Source organism: Paenibacillus sabuli (assembly GCF_014705605.1).
Lineage (GTDB): Bacteria > Bacillota > Bacilli > Paenibacillales > Paenibacillaceae > Paenibacillus_D > Paenibacillus_D sabuli.
On sequence record NZ_JACXIZ010000017.1, the window covers coordinates 115,394 to 131,403 of the forward strand.

General features: G+C 64.1%; 13 protein-coding genes. 8 read left to right on the forward strand and 5 right to left on the reverse strand.

Going from position 1 to position 16,010, the window contains the following annotated elements; genetic code table 11:
- The first annotated feature begins 5 nt into the window (after positions 1-5).
- The 4 genes from cysW (at position 6) to IDH44_RS11050 (ending at position 3,213) form a co-directional block, all read left to right on the forward strand.
- A complete protein-coding gene (cysW, locus tag IDH44_RS11035) occupies positions 6-929 on the forward strand; it encodes a sulfate ABC transporter permease subunit CysW (protein ID WP_190917574.1) in 924 nt (307 codons plus the stop codon).
- Complete coding sequence (locus IDH44_RS11040) at positions 919-1,983, forward strand: ABC transporter ATP-binding protein (RefSeq protein ID WP_190917576.1); 1,065 nt, start codon at positions 919-921, stop codon at positions 1,981-1,983. Before cysW ends, IDH44_RS11040 begins: the two co-directional genes overlap by 11 nt.
- 75 nt (positions 1,984-2,058) lie before the next feature.
- Entirely contained in the window at positions 2,059-2,235 is a 177-nt protein-coding gene (locus tag IDH44_RS11045; RefSeq protein WP_190917578.1) for a YezD family protein, read from the forward strand.
- 111 nt (positions 2,236-2,346) lie between these two features.
- Positions 2,347-3,213 carry a dienelactone hydrolase family protein gene (locus IDH44_RS11050; RefSeq protein WP_190917580.1) on the forward strand — a complete coding sequence of 289 codons (867 nt, stop codon included), beginning with the start codon at positions 2,347-2,349 and terminating at the stop codon, positions 3,211-3,213.
- A gap of 82 nt (positions 3,214-3,295) precedes the next feature.
- On the opposite strand, the gene cysK is transcribed toward IDH44_RS11050, so the two are convergent.
- Entirely contained in the window at positions 3,296-4,240 is a 945-nt protein-coding gene (gene cysK, locus IDH44_RS11055; RefSeq protein WP_190917583.1) for a cysteine synthase A, read from the reverse strand.
- Between the two features lie 123 nt (positions 4,241-4,363).
- Between cysK and IDH44_RS11060 the strand changes: the two genes are divergently transcribed.
- From IDH44_RS11060 to IDH44_RS11070, 3 genes are all read left to right on the forward strand, one after another.
- Positions 4,364-5,728, forward strand: a complete 1,365-nt coding sequence (locus tag IDH44_RS11060; protein WP_190917584.1) for a serpin family protein — start codon at positions 4,364-4,366, stop codon at positions 5,726-5,728.
- Positions 5,729-5,832: 104 nt separating this feature from the next.
- Positions 5,833-6,609: a PadR family transcriptional regulator gene (locus tag IDH44_RS11065; RefSeq protein ID WP_223869575.1), complete on the forward strand. Its 777-nt coding sequence runs from the start codon at positions 5,833-5,835 to the stop codon at positions 6,607-6,609.
- Between the two features lies 1 nt (position 6,610).
- Positions 6,611-8,455, forward strand: coding sequence for an ABC transporter ATP-binding protein (locus IDH44_RS11070; protein WP_223869576.1), 1,845 nt, complete (start codon positions 6,611-6,613; stop codon positions 8,453-8,455).
- Between the two features lie 450 nt (positions 8,456-8,905).
- Here IDH44_RS11070 and IDH44_RS11075 read toward each other — a convergent pair whose 3' ends face one another.
- Both IDH44_RS11075 and IDH44_RS11080 read right to left on the reverse strand, forming a co-directional pair.
- Entirely contained in the window at positions 8,906-9,349 is a 444-nt protein-coding gene (locus IDH44_RS11075) for a hypothetical protein (RefSeq protein ID WP_190917588.1), read from the reverse strand.
- A 120-nt stretch (positions 9,350-9,469) separates the two neighbouring features.
- Positions 9,470-9,616: a YqzM family protein gene (locus IDH44_RS11080; protein ID WP_190917590.1), complete on the reverse strand. Its 147-nt coding sequence runs from the start codon at positions 9,614-9,616 to the stop codon at positions 9,470-9,472.
- A 239-nt stretch (positions 9,617-9,855) separates the two neighbouring features.
- Here IDH44_RS11080 and uvrC point away from each other — a divergent pair, with 239 nt between their 5' ends.
- The gene (gene uvrC, locus IDH44_RS11085) at positions 9,856-12,060 is read left to right on the forward strand and encodes an excinuclease ABC subunit UvrC (protein ID WP_190917592.1); all 2,205 of its coding nucleotides are present in this window, start codon (positions 9,856-9,858) and stop codon (positions 12,058-12,060) included.
- A gap of 1,260 nt (positions 12,061-13,320) precedes the next feature.
- Here the strand turns inward: uvrC and IDH44_RS11090 are convergent.
- Together IDH44_RS11090 and IDH44_RS11095 are read right to left on the reverse strand one after the other, a co-directional pair.
- Positions 13,321-14,994: a CPBP family intramembrane glutamic endopeptidase gene (locus IDH44_RS11090; RefSeq protein WP_190917594.1), complete on the reverse strand. Its 1,674-nt coding sequence runs from the start codon at positions 14,992-14,994 to the stop codon at positions 13,321-13,323.
- The gene (locus tag IDH44_RS11095; RefSeq protein ID WP_190917596.1) at positions 14,991-15,923 is read right to left on the reverse strand and encodes a LysR family transcriptional regulator; all 933 of its coding nucleotides are present in this window, start codon (positions 15,921-15,923) and stop codon (positions 14,991-14,993) included. Before IDH44_RS11095 ends, IDH44_RS11090 begins: the two co-directional genes overlap by 4 nt.
- Between the last annotated feature and the right edge of the window lie 87 nt (positions 15,924-16,010).

Genomic DNA, 16,010 nt, shown 5'->3' on the forward strand with positions numbered 1-16,010 from the left:
CACGTATGGCAGGCATGATTACCGCGCATTTGTCTCCCGAGGGCTCCGCGCGCCCGCGACATATTGACGAGTCGCCGCTGGCGCGACGGCTATTGATCGGGCTGGCGTTGCTGTTTCTGGCTCTGGTGGTCTTCATCCCACTCGTCTCGATTTTTATCGAAGCCTTTCGCAAAGGGCTCGCGCTCTACGGCGCCGCGATTACGGAACCTTACGCGCTGTCGGCCTTGCGGCTGACGCTGCTGACCGCGGCGATCGCCGTGCCGCTCAATACGCTGTTCGGCTTGGCGGCCGCATGGGCGATTACCAAGTTTCGCTTTCGCGGCAAGAATGTGCTAATTACGCTGATCGATTTGCCGTTCGCCGTGTCGCCGATCATCTCCGGTCTTATCTTCGTGCTGTTGTTTGGCGCACAGGGCTTTTTCGGGCCTTGGCTCGACGAACGCGGCATCCAGATTATATTTGCCCTGCCCGGCATCGTACTGGCGACCGTGTTCGTGACCTTCCCGTTCGTGGCGCGCGAGCTCATTCCGCTCATGCAGTCGCAGGGCAGTCAGGAGGAGGAAGCGGCGGCGACGCTCGGCGCGAGCGGCTGGCAGATGTTCCGCCGGGTGACGCTGCCCAACATCAAGTGGGGCCTGTTTTACGGCATGATCCTGTGCAACGCGCGGGCGACGGGCGAATTCGGCGCGGTGTCGGTCGTCTCCGGCCATATTCGCGGGCAGACGAATACGCTGCCGCTGCACATCGAAATTTTGTATAACGAATATCAATTCTCGGCTTCGTTCGCGGTCGCCTCGCTGCTGGTGCTGCTGGCGCTTGTCACGTTGCTGGCCAAGTCGGCGGTCGAGTGGCGCACGTCCAGAGCCATGGCCGCGACACAGCAGCCCGACCCGTTAGCACGAGAAGGGGGAGCGAACCATGCACATTGAAGTGAAGCGGCTGAACAAGACGTTCGGCGCGGGCACGCCGGCTGTCGACGACGTCAGCTTCGGCATCGCGCGCGGCCGGCTGATCGGACTGCTTGGACCGAGCGGCGGCGGCAAGTCGACGCTGCTGCGCATGCTGGCCGGACTGGAATACCCCGACAGCGGCGAGATCCGGATCAACGGGCAGCGGGTCAACGAGCTGGCGCCGCAGCAGCGCGGCATCGGCTTCGTCTTCCAGCATTACGCGCTGTTCCGACATATGAATGTGTACGATAACATCGCCTTCGGCCTGACCATCAAGAAGGAGAAGAAGACGGTCATTGCAGCGCGCGTGCGCGAGCTGCTGGCGCTGACGGGACTGAGCGGGCTGGAGAAGCGCTATCCGAATCAGCTCTCCGGCGGCCAGCGCCAACGCGTCGCCTTCGCCCGCGCGCTCGCCCCGCGGCCGGAGCTGCTGCTGCTCGACGAGCCGTTCGCGGCGATCGACGCCAAGGTGCGCAAGGAGCTGCGCACCTGGCTGAAGCAGCTCATCAGCCAGCTTGGCATCACCTCGATCTTCGTCACGCACGACCAGGACGAGGCGGTCGAGGTGGCGGACGAGATGCTCATTTTGCAGCGCGGGCGGCTGGAGCAGCAGGGCGCGCCGCAGACGGTCTACGAGCGTCCGCAGACGCCGTTTGTGGCGAGCTTCATCGGGCATTCCCGCACGCTGGAGGCGCCGCAGCGCTTGCGCGGCTTTGACGGCGCGGTGACAGCGGGCGGCAGCGCAATCGTTCGGCCGGAGTTCGTGGAGGCCGGGCTGGAGGGCGAGCTGTCCCATCCCTCGGCGAGCGAGCCGGGGACGGTCCGGCACTTGTTTTTTCGCGGCACGCATCTGGAGGTGGAGGTCGAGCTGGACGGCAATCGGTTGCTCGCCAATCGGCCGCTCGACCGCCCTCCCCTCCAGGTGGGCGACTGCGTGCAGGTGCTCGTCCACAGGCTGTATGTGGTAGAGGGCGAGACGGTGCGGCTGTTGGACAATCCGCTCAAGCACGATCCCTTTCCCGTGCATATCTAGACAGACGGGCGCGCGCTGCGGACGGCGAGATTACTTGAATACGACGAGATCACTTGAATATGGAGGAGAGAGCGTATGGCAAAGCCGCTGGTTGTCGACGATTTTTGGCGCAAGGCAATTCTGAAGCAAGTGGACGGCCTCGAGTACGGCTCGGTGCTGATCACGGTGCACGACGGTCGCATCGTACAGATTGACCGCACCGAGCGCAAGCGGTTCGATCCAGCCGCGGAGACCGGAGACACGGGCAAATAGCGGAGACACGGGCAAATAGCGGCCATGGCCGCCTCTTCGAACGAAGACCCGGCTTGTGACGATCCGGACGAAAGTGCTAAACTGAACCATACGCGCAGAGGAGGAATGGAAATGGGACTGCAAGCGGAATGGATTCAGTACGGACAAGGGCAAAGCGGCTATCTGGTCCGACCCGAGGGGGAGGAGCTGCAAGCGCCGGGCGTGGTCGTGCTGCAGGAAATCTGGGGCGTGGATGCGCATATTCGGGATGTGACCGCACGGCTCGCGGGTGCGGGCTATGTCGCGCTCGCGCCGGATCTGTATGCGGATGGCGGCGTGCGGCCGGCGGAGCTGGAGGAGCCGCGTCTGGAGGCGGCCAAGCGCTTCCTGAACGGCCTGCCCCAGTCCGCTTGGCGCGATGCGGCGGCGCGTACGGAGGCGCTGACCGCATTGCCGGAGCGGCAGCGCGCCGAGGTCGAGACGACGGTGGGTAGCCTGTTCGATCTTGGCGGCCTGCGCGCCGAATTCGCGGACAAGGCCGCGGCGGCAGCTGCCTATTTGCGAGAGGTCCAACCTCAGAGTAGCGGCTGCGGCGTAGCGGCGCTCGGCTTTTGCCTCGGCGGCGCCTTGTCCGCCGGATTGGCGGCGCGCGACTCCGCGCTCAAGGGGGCCGTTATCTTTTACGGCGCGCCGCCCGAAGCGGACGCGATTGCCTCGATCGAAGCGCCGCTGCTCGGCTTCTACGGCGCCCTCGATCCACGAATCACGGAGGCGGTGCCGGCTTTTGCGCAGCAGCTGGAGGAGGCGGGCAAGTCGTTCACCTACCATGTCTACGAGGACGCGCCGCATGCCTTCTTCAATGACACGCGCCCGTCCTATCGTATTGACGCCGCGCGCGATTCGTACGCGCATACGCTCGCTTTCCTGCAGCGGGTATTGGCGCCGGAAGCGGCTCCCAAGCGGTCGGGCGGCAGCGGTCCGGCGGCCGGACTGGCTTGACATCATCCAATCATCGACAACGTTGAATAGCACAAAGCGACTGCGCCGGAATAAACGGCGCAGTCGCTTTGTTGTGGTGCGTCTATCCTTGCTCGTCGACGACGTCATACAAGCCGGGCATGCTGAGGTAGCGCTCGCCAGTGTCCGGCGCGATGCACAGCACCCGCTTGCCGGGGCCGAGCCGCCGGGCGAGCTGCAGCGCCGCCCAGACCGAGGCGCCGGAGGACGGCCCGACGAGCAGGCCCTCGCGGCGGGCGAGCGCCCGCGCGGTGCGCAGCGCGTCGTCGTCGCGCACCTGCACGATCTCGTCGTACACCGTGGTATTGAGGATCGGCGGCACGAAGCCGGGGCTCGTCCCGACGAGCTTGTGCGGGCCAGGCTGACCCCCGGACAGCACGGGCGAGCCCTGCGGCTCGACGACGGCGATATGCAGGTCGGGCAGATGCGCGCGCAGCGTCTCTCCGGTGCCGGTGATCGTGCCGCCGGTGCCGGAGGTGGCGACGAAGGCGTCGAGTCGGCCGCCGGTCTGCTCGAGAATCTCCAGCGCCGTGCTCCCGCGGTGGGCGTCGGGGTTCGCAGCATTCTCGAATTGCTGCGGCACGAAGCTGCCCGGCATGTTGTGGTGCAGCTCCATCGCCTTGGCGATCGCGCCCGGCATGCGCGCGGCCGCCGGCGTGAGCACGACCTCGGCGCCGTACGCGCGCAGCAGCTTGATGCGTTCGGGGGTCATGTTGTCGGGCATGACGAGGATGGCGCGGTACCCCTTGGCGGCGGCGTTCATCGCCAGGCCGATGCCGGTGTTGCCGCTCGTCGGCTCGATGATCGTCGCGCCGGGGCGCAGCTTGCCCTGGCGCTCGGCCTCGGCGATCAGATTGGCGGCGGCGCGGTCCTTGACGCTTCCGCTCGGATTCATGCATTCCAGCTTGACCAGCACCTCGGCGCGCGGCCCCGGCTCGAGGCGGCGCAGCGCGACGGCCGGCGTATCGCCGATCAATGCAGCGACAGATCGTACTATGCGGGGAGGCAAGGTCGGTCAGCTCCTTTTCGAAAAATTCCAAGTATACAGCTCGATTATCCAGATTGTACTACAACTGCCCGCAACCTTTCCAGTTTGCGGGCCGTCCGTAGTGGCAGAGGGGGGGATTGGAGCATGCACAAAAAAATCGGATGGCGGATGCGTCAGCCGCTCATTGCAGGCCTGGTGCTGGCGATGCTGGTGACCGGCTGCGGCGGGCCGCAGGGCAATGCGCCGCTCAAGGACGAACAACCCGAGGAGGACCGATCTGTGGAACCGAAGCAGACATCATCCTATACGGCAGCCGATCTGGATCCGCGCATCGCCGAGGCGCATACGGCCTTTGGCTTGGCGCTGCTGCGCCAGCTCGAGGATGAACGTGTCGCGGCGGGCGAAGCAGAGGCAGATGGAGGAACGGGTAAAGCGGCGAACGAAGCGAGCGCTTCACCTGCCAATCGGCTGATCTCGCCGACCAGCATCGCGACGATTTTTGCGCTGGTGGCCAATGGAGCCCGAGGTGCGACCCGCGATCAGATGCTGGAGACGCTAGGGATGCACCAGCTGTCGCCGGAGGTCATCAACGAAGGGCATCTGGTGCTGGCCGATCTGCTGGAGCATATGAAGGGCGAGGTGGAGCTGAAGTTGGCCAACTCGATATGGGCCCGGGAGGGCGTCGCGCTCCGCGAGCCCTTTGCGGCGATCGGCCGGCAGAGCTATGGCGCGGAAGCCGTCGAAGTCGACTTCGAGGCGCCGGAGACGGCGCAGCGCATCAACGAATGGGTGAGCGCGCATACTGCGGCGCGCATCGATCGGATCGTCTCGCCCGAGCTGATCAAGGATCAGCAGCTGCTGCTGATCAATGCGCTCGCCTTCGAAGGCAACTGGAGTGCGCCGTTCGACGAGGCGCAGACGCGTCCTGCACCGTTCTATGCGGCTGACGGCACGAGCGTCCAGGCGGAGACGATGCACGCCAAGGGCTGGTACGGCTATCAAGAAGGCGAAGGCTACCAGGCGATTCGATTGCCGTATCGCGGCAGCGACGCGGCCCTGCATCTCGTGCTGCCCGCACCGGGCGCAGAGCTCGGCACGTGGGTGCAGGAGCTGACGCTGGAGTGCTGGTCCGAGCTGCTGGACGGCTATGCGTACAGACAAGTAGAGCTTGCCCTGCCCAAATTTGCGCTGGAAGATGAGATTTTGCTCAACGAAGCCCTCGAGTCGCTCGGCATGAACGAGCCATTCGACGCCGCCAAGGCCGACTTCGGCGCGCTGGCCGAGCAAGACTTGTATGTTGATGCAGTCAAGCACAAGACGCGGCTGGAAGTGGACGAGCAGGGCACCGTCGCCGCTGCGGTGACCTCCGTCGGCATGGCCGCCTCGGCGCCGCCGGAGCAAGCCCCGGCCGTTATGAGGGTGGATCGGCCGTTCTTTTTGGCGCTGGTCGCGGAGGAATACAGCGAGCTGTTGTTCGCTGGGACGGTCCGGCGGTTGGCTGAATCCTAGCGCAATCCGGGCGCGATTGCTCATTCGCGATTGGCCCATTGCGGTTTAACGATATATCGCTTATGCTGGAGATAAGCGATATATCGTTAACGGGAGGGGCTAAGATGAAAGCGCTACAGCCGCACGAACGATTGTTTTTGCATCACAAAGGACTGGACGCGGTCTCCGGCGAGGGGCGGCGTTTTTTTGGACGCGGCCGCCTCAAGCCGGCGCTGCTGGAGCTGCTGCGCATCGAACCGATGCATGGCTACCAGATGATCAAGGCGCTGGAGGCGCGCTTCGAGGGCTTGTACGCGCCCAGTCCGGGCTCGGTCTATCCGCAGCTGCAGCAGCTCGAGGACGACGGGTATGTGCAGGCGGAGGAGCGGGGCGGGCGCAAGGTGTACACCATGACCGAGGCGGGAGAAGCGCATCTGGCGGCCGAGCGCGAGCGGCGCGGTATAGAGCGCGATGCCGCCGGTAAGGACGGGACGGACGAATCGCCGGGTATGGATGCCGCCCGCTGCGGCACGGTCGGCTGCGCGTCTGGCGAAGTCGCGCAGCATTCCGAAGCAGGGGAGCGCGGCGTCGAGTCGGGCGCTTCGAATCCGGCCGAGGTGCCCGCGACCGAGACGCAGCGGCCGCGCCGCCTGACGCCAGCAGGCCGGGAGCTGCTGCTCTTGCTCAAGGCGGCGGAGCGCGCGGCGCTGGAGGAGCCGGCTAAGGCGCAGCAGCTACGGCGTGTGCTGGGCGGGCTGCGCGTCGAATTGCAGACGCTGATCGGTCCGGGCGAAGCGGAGCTGCAAGCGGGAGCGGGGCCCCATGCGCTGAACGAACTGCCAGCAGCGGCGCCGGAGCAGGCGCAGCGCGCAGCACCGGGGCGCTCCCGGGAGGAGGAATAGCATGGCACAATCTCGTCCGGGCGCAGGCGGCATGGGGCCCGGCTACGGCATGCGGCGCTTCGGCACCGGGGAGAAGGCGCCGCCCGGCAGCATCCGCAGCATGTTCCGCCGCGTGCTCCAGCATGCGCGCGGCCAGTGGCGCATCCTGGCCGTCGCCTTCGTCTGCGTCATCGCGATCTCGCTGCTCGAATTCATCGTGCCGCAGCTGACGCGCTACACGATCGATCACATCATCCCGGAGCGGCGCTTCGGCCTGCTGCTGCCGCTCGGCGGCGCGGTGCTCGGCGCAGCCGCGCTGCTGGGCGGCCTGCGCTACGTCAGCGCGGCCTCGATGGCGGCGGTCGGGCAGCGCGTCATCCACCGGCTGCGTGGCGATCTGTATCGCCACCTGCACCGGCTCGATGTCGGCTTTTACGACCGCCGCCGCACCGGCGATCTGATGTCGCGCGTGACGAGCGACGTCAGCATCCTGCAGCAGCTCATCTCCTCGAGCATGATGCAGCTGCTGACCGACGGGTTCACGTTCACGGCGATCGCCCTCTACATGCTGTGGATTGATTGGCAGCTCACCTTGCTGCTGCTGGCGACCTTTCCCTTCATGCTGCTCACGACGCGGCTGTTTGGCCGCCGCATGCGGGCCTCGTTCCGCACGGTGCAGGAGTCGGTGGCCGACGTCAGCGATCATCTGCACAATACGCTCACCGGCATCCGGCTCATCAAGTCGTTCACCGCCGAGGCGCACGAGATCGACCGCTTCGGCGCGCGCAGTCGCCGCAATATGGAGGCCAATGTCCGGGTCGTGCGCCTGCGCGCCGCCTATGAGCCGATCATCGACTGGCTCAATTACCTCGGCCTCGCCATCGTGCTCGTATTCGGGGCGTGGCTGGCGATGCGCGAGGCGCTGACGGTCGGCACGATCGTCGCCTTCATCGCCTACTTGCGCTTGCTGCAAAATCCGATCCGCCACTTCAGCCGGATCATCAACACGATCCAGCAGTCGGCCGCCGCCTACGAGCGGATCGCCGAAATTCTGAACACCGAGCCCCAGGTGGCGGACGCCCCCGGCGCGGCGGAGCTGCATCTGCGCGGCGGCGAGGTGGTGTTCGCGGGCGTCGGCTTCGCCTACAAGACGGGCGAGCCGGTGCTGCGCGACTTCGACCTGACGCTGCCGGCCGGGCAGGTGACCGCGCTCGTCGGCTCGTCGGGCTCGGGCAAGACGACGGTGGCGAATCTGATCAGCCGCTTCTACGACCCGCAGGCCGGACAGATCGTCATCGACGGGCAGCCGCTGCGGGAGGTGACGCTCGCCTCGCTGCGCGGGCAGATCGGCTTCGTGTCGCAGGAGGTCGTGCTGCTCGACGGCACGATCCGCGACAACCTGCTGTACGGCAAGCCGGACGCCGCCGATGCGGAGCTGGAGTCGGCGGCGCGCGCCGCGCATGCCGACGCCTTCATCGCCGCCTTCGCAGACGGCTACGACACGCAGATCGGCGAGCGCGGCATCAAGCTGTCCGGCGGGCAAAAGCAGCGGCTCTCGATCGCCAGGACGATCCTCAAGGATCCGCGAATCGTCATCCTCGACGAGGCGACAGCGGCGCTCGACACCGAGTCCGAGCAGCTCATCCAGGAGGCGCTGGCCCGTCTGCTGCGCGGCCGCACCTGCCTCGTCATCGCGCACCGGCTCTCCACGATCCGGCAGGCCGACCGCATTCACGTGCTGGAGCATGGCCGCATCGTCGAGAGCGGCAATCACGACGAGCTGCTGACGCGCGGCGGACGCTACCGGCAGCTCCATGACCTGCAATTTCCGCAGGAGGAGCCGGCAGAGGAACGGCCGATGTCCTGATCTGCCTTGAGCCTTCACGATCGCGCACATCGGCCCTGATTTCACTCAGGTCCCGGCCCGATCTAATTTGCGCACCCGCGATCGCACACGTCGATCCTGCCGTCCCGTCCCGCTCTTGGGCGACCTATGCGGCCTCTACGCAAATTTCCGCCTCTACGCAAATTGCGGCCTCTACGCAAATTGCGGCCTATACGCGGCCTGCGGCATCCAGCGCGCTTCTCTCTGCGGGAAGCCGCGGGGCGCCGCAAGCCGCTTCGTCATGCATCCGGATGACCTCCAGCAGCGATCTGGCTGGCCGGAGGTGTCGGCGTCGACCGAGCTGTTCTTCAATTCCGAGGCGATGACGCTCGCCCGCTACCCGAACACCGGCTACGTGACGATCGCCGACGTAATCGACGAAGGCTCGTATCCGCGCGGCGGAGACAACTCCAACCGCGGGCCGATCTTCGTCTACGACGGCACCCGTCCGGAGCGCTGGTCCGAGGCGGACGATATCTGGATGTATGGATTCTGGTGGTACGACTGGGCCGATTCCAACATGCAGATCGAGTCGATCGACACCGTTACGCGCTCGCCTTCGGCGTCGGTATAGGCGATGAAGATCGAGCCTTCGCCGCGCAGCGTCAGCTGGGGCCGCCAGACAGTGCGTTCGCCCGTCGCTATCGGCTCGTCATAAGCATCCTGCAGCCGGCTTCCCTGCAGCCCGCTCACTACGCCGGCCTGCAGGTCGGCGATCGACGCGCTCGTGTCGTTGTGCAGCATCACCGTGAACGGGCGGGTCATATTATAGAACGCACTGTCGCGCCAGGCCTCCAGGCCGAGCCAGAGCAGCGCGGCGAGCGCCGCCGTCGCGACCAACGTGGCCGCAATGCCGATCGCCACAGGTTTTCGCATCTCGTTCGGCGCCTCCTTAGGGATTTTTTTCTATTCATAATAGACGAAGGCCGCGGGACCGAGGTTAAAAAAAGAGACCGCCCCAAGGAGGACGGTCTCTGGCATGCATCGTCGAAAGCGCTAGCTGATCAAAAACTTGATGATGACCGCGACCGCGAAAATGACGGTCATAAATCCGGCCATCGCGGCAAAGCCCACGACGAGGTCGTTGAAATCGTGGCGCTTTTCTTCGTTGACGTGGTTGCGCGGATCCTGTACATTGTCCATCGTATCGGCGTCCTCCTCGAACTCGAACCCTTCGGCTCACGAATGCAATATGTCCTTAGTATACCCAATTAGCCGATTCCATGTAAAGGGCAAGCTCGTGACAATTGTGGGGCGAAGGCTGCGCTTGAGGTCTCGCCTCCTGGGGCCTCGAACGGGTTGCCGCAAGGAGATACGGGTATGGTACAATGGAGAGGAACATTCATTCGCGCCGGAGCGCGCAGGACAGGGAGGGGAGCGTCATGGAAGAGCAGCCTAAGCCGCGCACGCGCGCAGGCCGGACGGCAGGCGGCGTCTCGGAGCTCATCCGCGGCAAGCTGGCGCTGCTGCCCGATCAGCCGGGCTGTTATTTGATGAAAAACGAGACCGGCACGATCATCTACGTCGGCAAGGCCAAGGTGCTCAAAAATCGGGTGCGTTCGTATTTCAACGGCAGCCACGACGGCAAAACGCAGCGGCTCGTCTCGGAGATCCGGGACTTCGAATATATCGTCACCTCCAGCAACATGGAAGCGCTCATCCTGGAGTGTAATCTCATCAAGCAGCATCATCCGCGCTACAACGTGCTGCTCAAGGACGACAAGTCGTTCCCTTACATTAAAATTACGAGCGAGAAGCATCCCAAGCTCGAGGTTACGCGCCGCGTCGTCAAGGACAAGGGCAAATACTTCGGTCCTTATCCAAACGCCTACGCGGCGCAGCAGACCAAGAAGCTGCTGGACCGTCTTTATCCGCTGCGCAAGTGCAAGACGCTGCCGGACAAGGTGTGTCTCTACTATCATATGGGGCAGTGTGTCGCGCCGTGCGAATTTGAGGTCGAGCAGCAGACCTACGATCAGATGGTGCAGGACATTGCGCGCTTTTTGGGCGGCGGCCAGGCGGATGTGCGCAAGGAGCTGCAGCGCAAGATGGAGGAAGCGGCGGAGGCGCTCGAGTTCGAGCGTGCGCGCGAGTATCGCGATCAGGTGGCGGCGATCGACGCGGTCATGGAGAAGCAGAAGATCACGCTCCCCGATACGCTCGACCGCGACGTATTCGGCTACGCAGTGGACAAGGGCTGGATGTGCGTTCAGATCCTATATATGCGGCAAGGCAAGCTGATCGAACGTCATGCGACGACATTCCCGTTCTACGGCACGGCCTACGAGGACTTCATGTCTTTCGTCACGCAATATTACAGCGACAATCCGGCCCTCCCCAGGGAGGTGCTGCTGCCGCTCGAGCAGGACGCCGGCGAAGCGGCGGGAGCAGAGCCGGACGAATCGGATGCGCAGGGTACGGAGCCGACAGCCGAATCGGACGGCGTTCTGTACGCGGACGGTGCGGAGCTGGTGGGCGAGTCGGGCGGGCTGAATGCGAACGCCGGCGAAGCACTAGGATCGAAGACGGCTGACTCGGAGTCGGACGGCACGAATCCCGTGAGCGAATCGGGCGAAGCAGATGGTGCAGGAGCAGAGCCGGTGGCGGAGTCGGGTGAAGCATGTGCTGCAGGAGTCGAGTCGGTGGCGGAGTCGGGCGAGACATATGCTGCAGGAGTCGAGTCGGAGGCGGAGTCGGGTGAAGCATGCGCGGACGGCACGGAGCTTGAGCAGCGGGAGTCCGATGTGACAGCCGAGCTGGCGAGCTGGCTCAAGGTCAAGGTGGCTGTGCCGCAGCGCGGCCGAAAGAAGGATGTCGTCGCCATGGCGATGGACAACGCGCGCAGGTCGCTGGACGAGAAGTTCCGGCTGATCGAGCGCGACGAGGAGCGCAGCGTCAAGGCCGCCGAATCGCTGGCCGGCTGGCTCGGACTCGGACAAGCGCGCCGCATCGAAGCTTTCGACAACTCCAATATTCAGGGCACCGATCCGGTATCGGCGATGGTCGTCTTCACCGACGGCAAGCCGGACCGCAAGCAGTACCGCAAGTACAAGGTGCGGACCGTGACCGGGCCGGACGATTACGAGACGATGCGCGAGGTGATCCGGCGGCGCTACGAGCGCGTGCTCAAGGAAGGGCTCGAGCTCCCGGACGTCATCGTCGTGGACGGCGGCAAAGGGCAGATCTCGGCCGCCATCGACGTGCTGACAAGCGAGCTCGGCTTGCACATTGCCGTATGCGGGCTGGTCAAGGACGCCCGCCATCGCACGGCGCAGCTGATGACCGGCGACCCGCCGCAGATCGTGCCGCTGCCGCGCGACAGCCAAGAGTTCTACTTACTCCAGCGCATCCAGGACGAGGTCCATCGCTTCGCGATTACCTTCCATCGCGAGACGCGGGCCAAGTCGATGGTCGCCTCGCAGCTCGATGCGATTCCGGGCATCGGCGAGAAGCGGCGCAAGCAGCTGCTGCGGCATTTCGGTTCGCTCAAAAAAATCAAGACCGCCTCCATCGAGGACTTCCGCCCGCTGGCGCTCGGCGACAAGCTGGCGGCCAAGGTGCTGGACGCATTAAGGGACGAACCGTAGCCACGGTTCGTCCCTTCTTTTGAATGCATGCGATTTAGGCACAATTTTGGCGCGTATGCTTGAATCGTCGAGGTCGACCGTGGCCCGCCGTCCCTACAATGGCGTTAATTTAACGATATCGGTCTAAGCAAAGCCTGTGTCCCGCCAATAGCGTTAATTTTTAACGTTATTGATCTATGCAAAGGTAGTGTCCCGCCAATAGCGTTAATTTTTAACGTTATTGATCTATGCAAAGGTAGTGTCCTGCCAATAGCGTTAATTTTTAACGTTATTGGTCTATGCAAAGGTAGTGTCCCGCCAATAGCGTTACTTTTTAACGTTATTGATCTATGCAAAGGTAGTGTCCTGCCAATAGCGTTACTTTTTAACGTTATTGATCTATGCAGAGCCTGTGTCCCGCCAATAGCGTTATTTTTTAACGTTATCGGTCTATGCAAAGGTGGTGTCCCGCCAATAGCGTTACTTTTTAACGTTATCGGTCTAAGCAAAGGCTGTGTCCCGCAATAGCGTTATTTTTTAACGCTATTGGTCTATGCAGAGCCTGCCGTCCGCCAATAGCGTTACTTTTTAACGTTATTGGTCACTGCGTGGCCGCCCGGATCCCGCGCAACTGACCCGCGTCCCGCGCAGTTGGCCCGGATTCCGCGTGGCCGTTCCGCATCCCGCACGACTGAGGCGCATCCCGGGAAAATGGATAGCATCCGGGGCACTTCCGCCCGCGCCCGGCGCAGCTGAAAGGCACCTGGGCACTCCTGCCCAGCGCCCTTGCCCGCCGCGCCCTTGCCCGCCGCGCCCTTGCTCGCCGCGCCCTTGCCCGCCGCGCCCTTGCCTATGCGGCCTGTGTCGCGCATAACCAGCTGCGTCGGGCTGAGCCTTGCCCCAAGGTCGCCGGGGCGTTTTGGGGCCGCACTCAGTAGGCCATATGAGTGCGCTCTATCCGTACGCTCTATCCGTACGCTCTATCCGTACGCTCTATCCGTACGCTCTATCCGTACGCTCTATCCGTGCGCTCTATCCGTGCGCCCTATCCGTACGCTCTATCCGTACGCTCTATCCGTGCGCCCTATCCGTGCGCTCTATCCGTACGCTCTATCCGTACGCTCTGTCCGTGCGCCCTATCCGTGCGCTCTATCCGTACGCTCTATCCGTGCGCCCTATCCGTGCGCCCTATCCGTGCGCCCTGTCCGTGCGCCCTATCCGTGCGCCCTATCCGTGCGCCCTATCCGTGCGCCATATCAGTGGCGCACGGACTGCCAGCACTCAGAGCGGGCCGGCGGGCTCGGGCGGAGCCGGGCGGCCCAGCGGTTCGCGCCCCGCCCGCCGCCGGCTCCACTCGCGCAGCAACCAGGCGATCGGCACCGGCAGGAGGAGATAGAGGATGCCGGCCAGCACATTGATCGGCGTCCCGAGCAGGATCAGCATCGCCGCCATCATGACCGTGTTGACGATGGCGTGGGTGAAGACGGCGGTGATGAAGCCGAAGCGCAAGAAGATGAAGCTGAACAGCAGGCCGACGATCGTCAGCTCGATCAGACGCGTCGTCGCCGGATAGATCGGATACGTGACGTGGCCGAGCGCCCAGATGATCGTCGGAATGAGCGAGGCGACGAACAGATTCTTGAACCACTTGCGCAGCAGTCCGATACCGAACAGCCGGTACACCGCTTCCTCCGAGATCGCCGCGCACCAGGCGAGCACGGGGAACAGCCACGGCGCGCCGAAGTTGTACGGCGACTGCGTCACATCGCTGGTCGCCCAGGCGCCGATGCCCTCCTGCAGGAGCAACAGGATCAGCGTCTGAATGCCCAGCATGGCGAAGGCCAGCAAATACGAGAGCTTCATGCTGCGCCACACATGCTCGCCGTAGCCGCTCTCTCCGAAGCGCGGCCAGAGCCGCCGTCCTGCCGAGCGCCACAGGCCGTCGCCCGCGACGAGCGCGAAATAGACGGAGGCGGCCATCGCGACGACGATAAATACGTTGATGATCAGCCCGATCGAGACGAAGCTGTCGGCATCGGGCGTCTCGCCGATGCCCGCCCGCAAGCCGTCGGCCATGTTGTAATTGTTCGCGACATACAGCGCAAAGAAAATGACCGTGAGCGCGATGCCGCGCAAAAACGACGTGTGCCGGCGATAGACTGCCGCATATATGATAGACAAAATGAACAGCACCGCCGTTAGCCCGAAATACCCGCCAAGCGAAAGGGCGGCGCCGAGCTGATCCTGCTGCTTCACGTAGTCGCGGTAGGGCTGCGGCACGTCGAACTCCGGCTTGTAGGCGACCGTCCGAATCGTCCCGTCCTCGGCGCGGGCGGAGCGAATGTGCAATTGCAGCTCGGCCTCGTCCAAGGTGCTGCCAACGACACGCAGCACGACCGTGCCGGTGTCGGCGATGCCCGGCAGCGCCGTCAATTCCTCCGTGCGGAAGCCGCGCGCAGCGGCGACTGTCTTGGCCGCCTCCACGGCCGGCTCGTAATCGATCAGCGGCTGCTCGCTCGGCAGCGGGTTGCCGAGCCGGTTCCAGGAGACGACCTCGCCCGTTTCCATATGCAGATATACATAATACAGCGACTCGCCCCCGGCGCTGTTGATGCGCGGCGTGCGCACCTCGACCTGGTACGTATCCACCGGAAAACGCGCGTCATAGCGCTGCTCGTAGGTCGCCATGCTCTCGGTCTTGGCGAGGTAGCCGCTGAGCAGCCGGTCGGACTGATGAATCGCATGCGTCGACGTCGGCTCGGCGCCGAAGCGCTCGCGCACGAAGTCGGCGGCGATTTCTTGCGCTTCGTCTTTTTCCATGACCGTGATCGTATTGCCGGTAAAGAAGCTGTCCGAGGTCGCAGGCATAATTTGCAGCAGCAGATAGATCAATGCGCCGATCGCGCCGAGCCAAAGGTACGTTTTCCAAGGCGGATCGTGATGAAGCAGGTTCATTTCAGCACCTCTGTATGGGATTTTTGGACCTTGTGCTTGCCGCCGGAATAGATGCTGATGCTGTCGATCAACAGCCGCAGCGTAGAGCCCGGCGGGGCGGCGGAGTCGCTGTAGATGAGCGAGGTCGTGCGCTTCGTCTGGGCCAGCTCGTCGACCTTGACAATCGTCAGCTCGTTGTCCTCGAGTTGCTGCATGCGCAGATACGAGCGGGGCAGCAGGGCGGCGGCGCGGCACGTGTGCAGCAGCCGCAGGATCGCTTCGAACGAATCGATCTCCATCCGCACATCGGGCGACACATGGTAGCTGTGCAGCAACTCGTCGATCAGCGTGCGGTACCACGTCCCCTCGGAGAACAGGATCATTGGCAGGCCGTCCAGCGCACGGATGCCGGGCATGCCCTTGTCCAGGACGAGATGGTTTTTCGGCACGACCAGTTCCAGCCGATCGTCGAATAACGGGATGCACTTGAGGGCGGGCTCGCTGATCAGCGAAGCGACGAGCCCCAGCTCGGCCTTGTGGTCGCGGACGAGCGTGACGATCTCGTGCGTTTTGCCGGTGACGGCCTTGATGTCCAGCTCGGGATGGGAAGCGGTGAGCCCCTGGATCAGATCGGGCAGCGTCGTCTGCAGCGTCGTCAGACTGGCCCCGATCGTGAGCGGGACGCGGCCGGCCGTTTTGAAGGCCTGCAGCTTTTGCAAGTAGCGCAGCCTGAGCTGCCGCAGCTCCAAGGCGAATTCGTAGGTGAGCTGGCCGCTGCGGGTGAGCTCCAGCCGCTTGCCGACGCGGCGGAACAGCTCCACGCCCAGCTCTTCCTCGAGCTTGACGACCCGGCGCGAGAGCGCGGGCTGCGACAGGTTGAGCACTGCGGACGCCCGGTTCAGGCTGGACTGCTCCACGACGGTAGCGAACATGTGCATGTCTTCGAGCACACGCGGGTCCTCCTTCTTCCTCATTGGTGATAGCTTACGCTTCCTTGGCGCAGGATAGAAGCAAGCGGATGCCGCTTCACTCTTCTT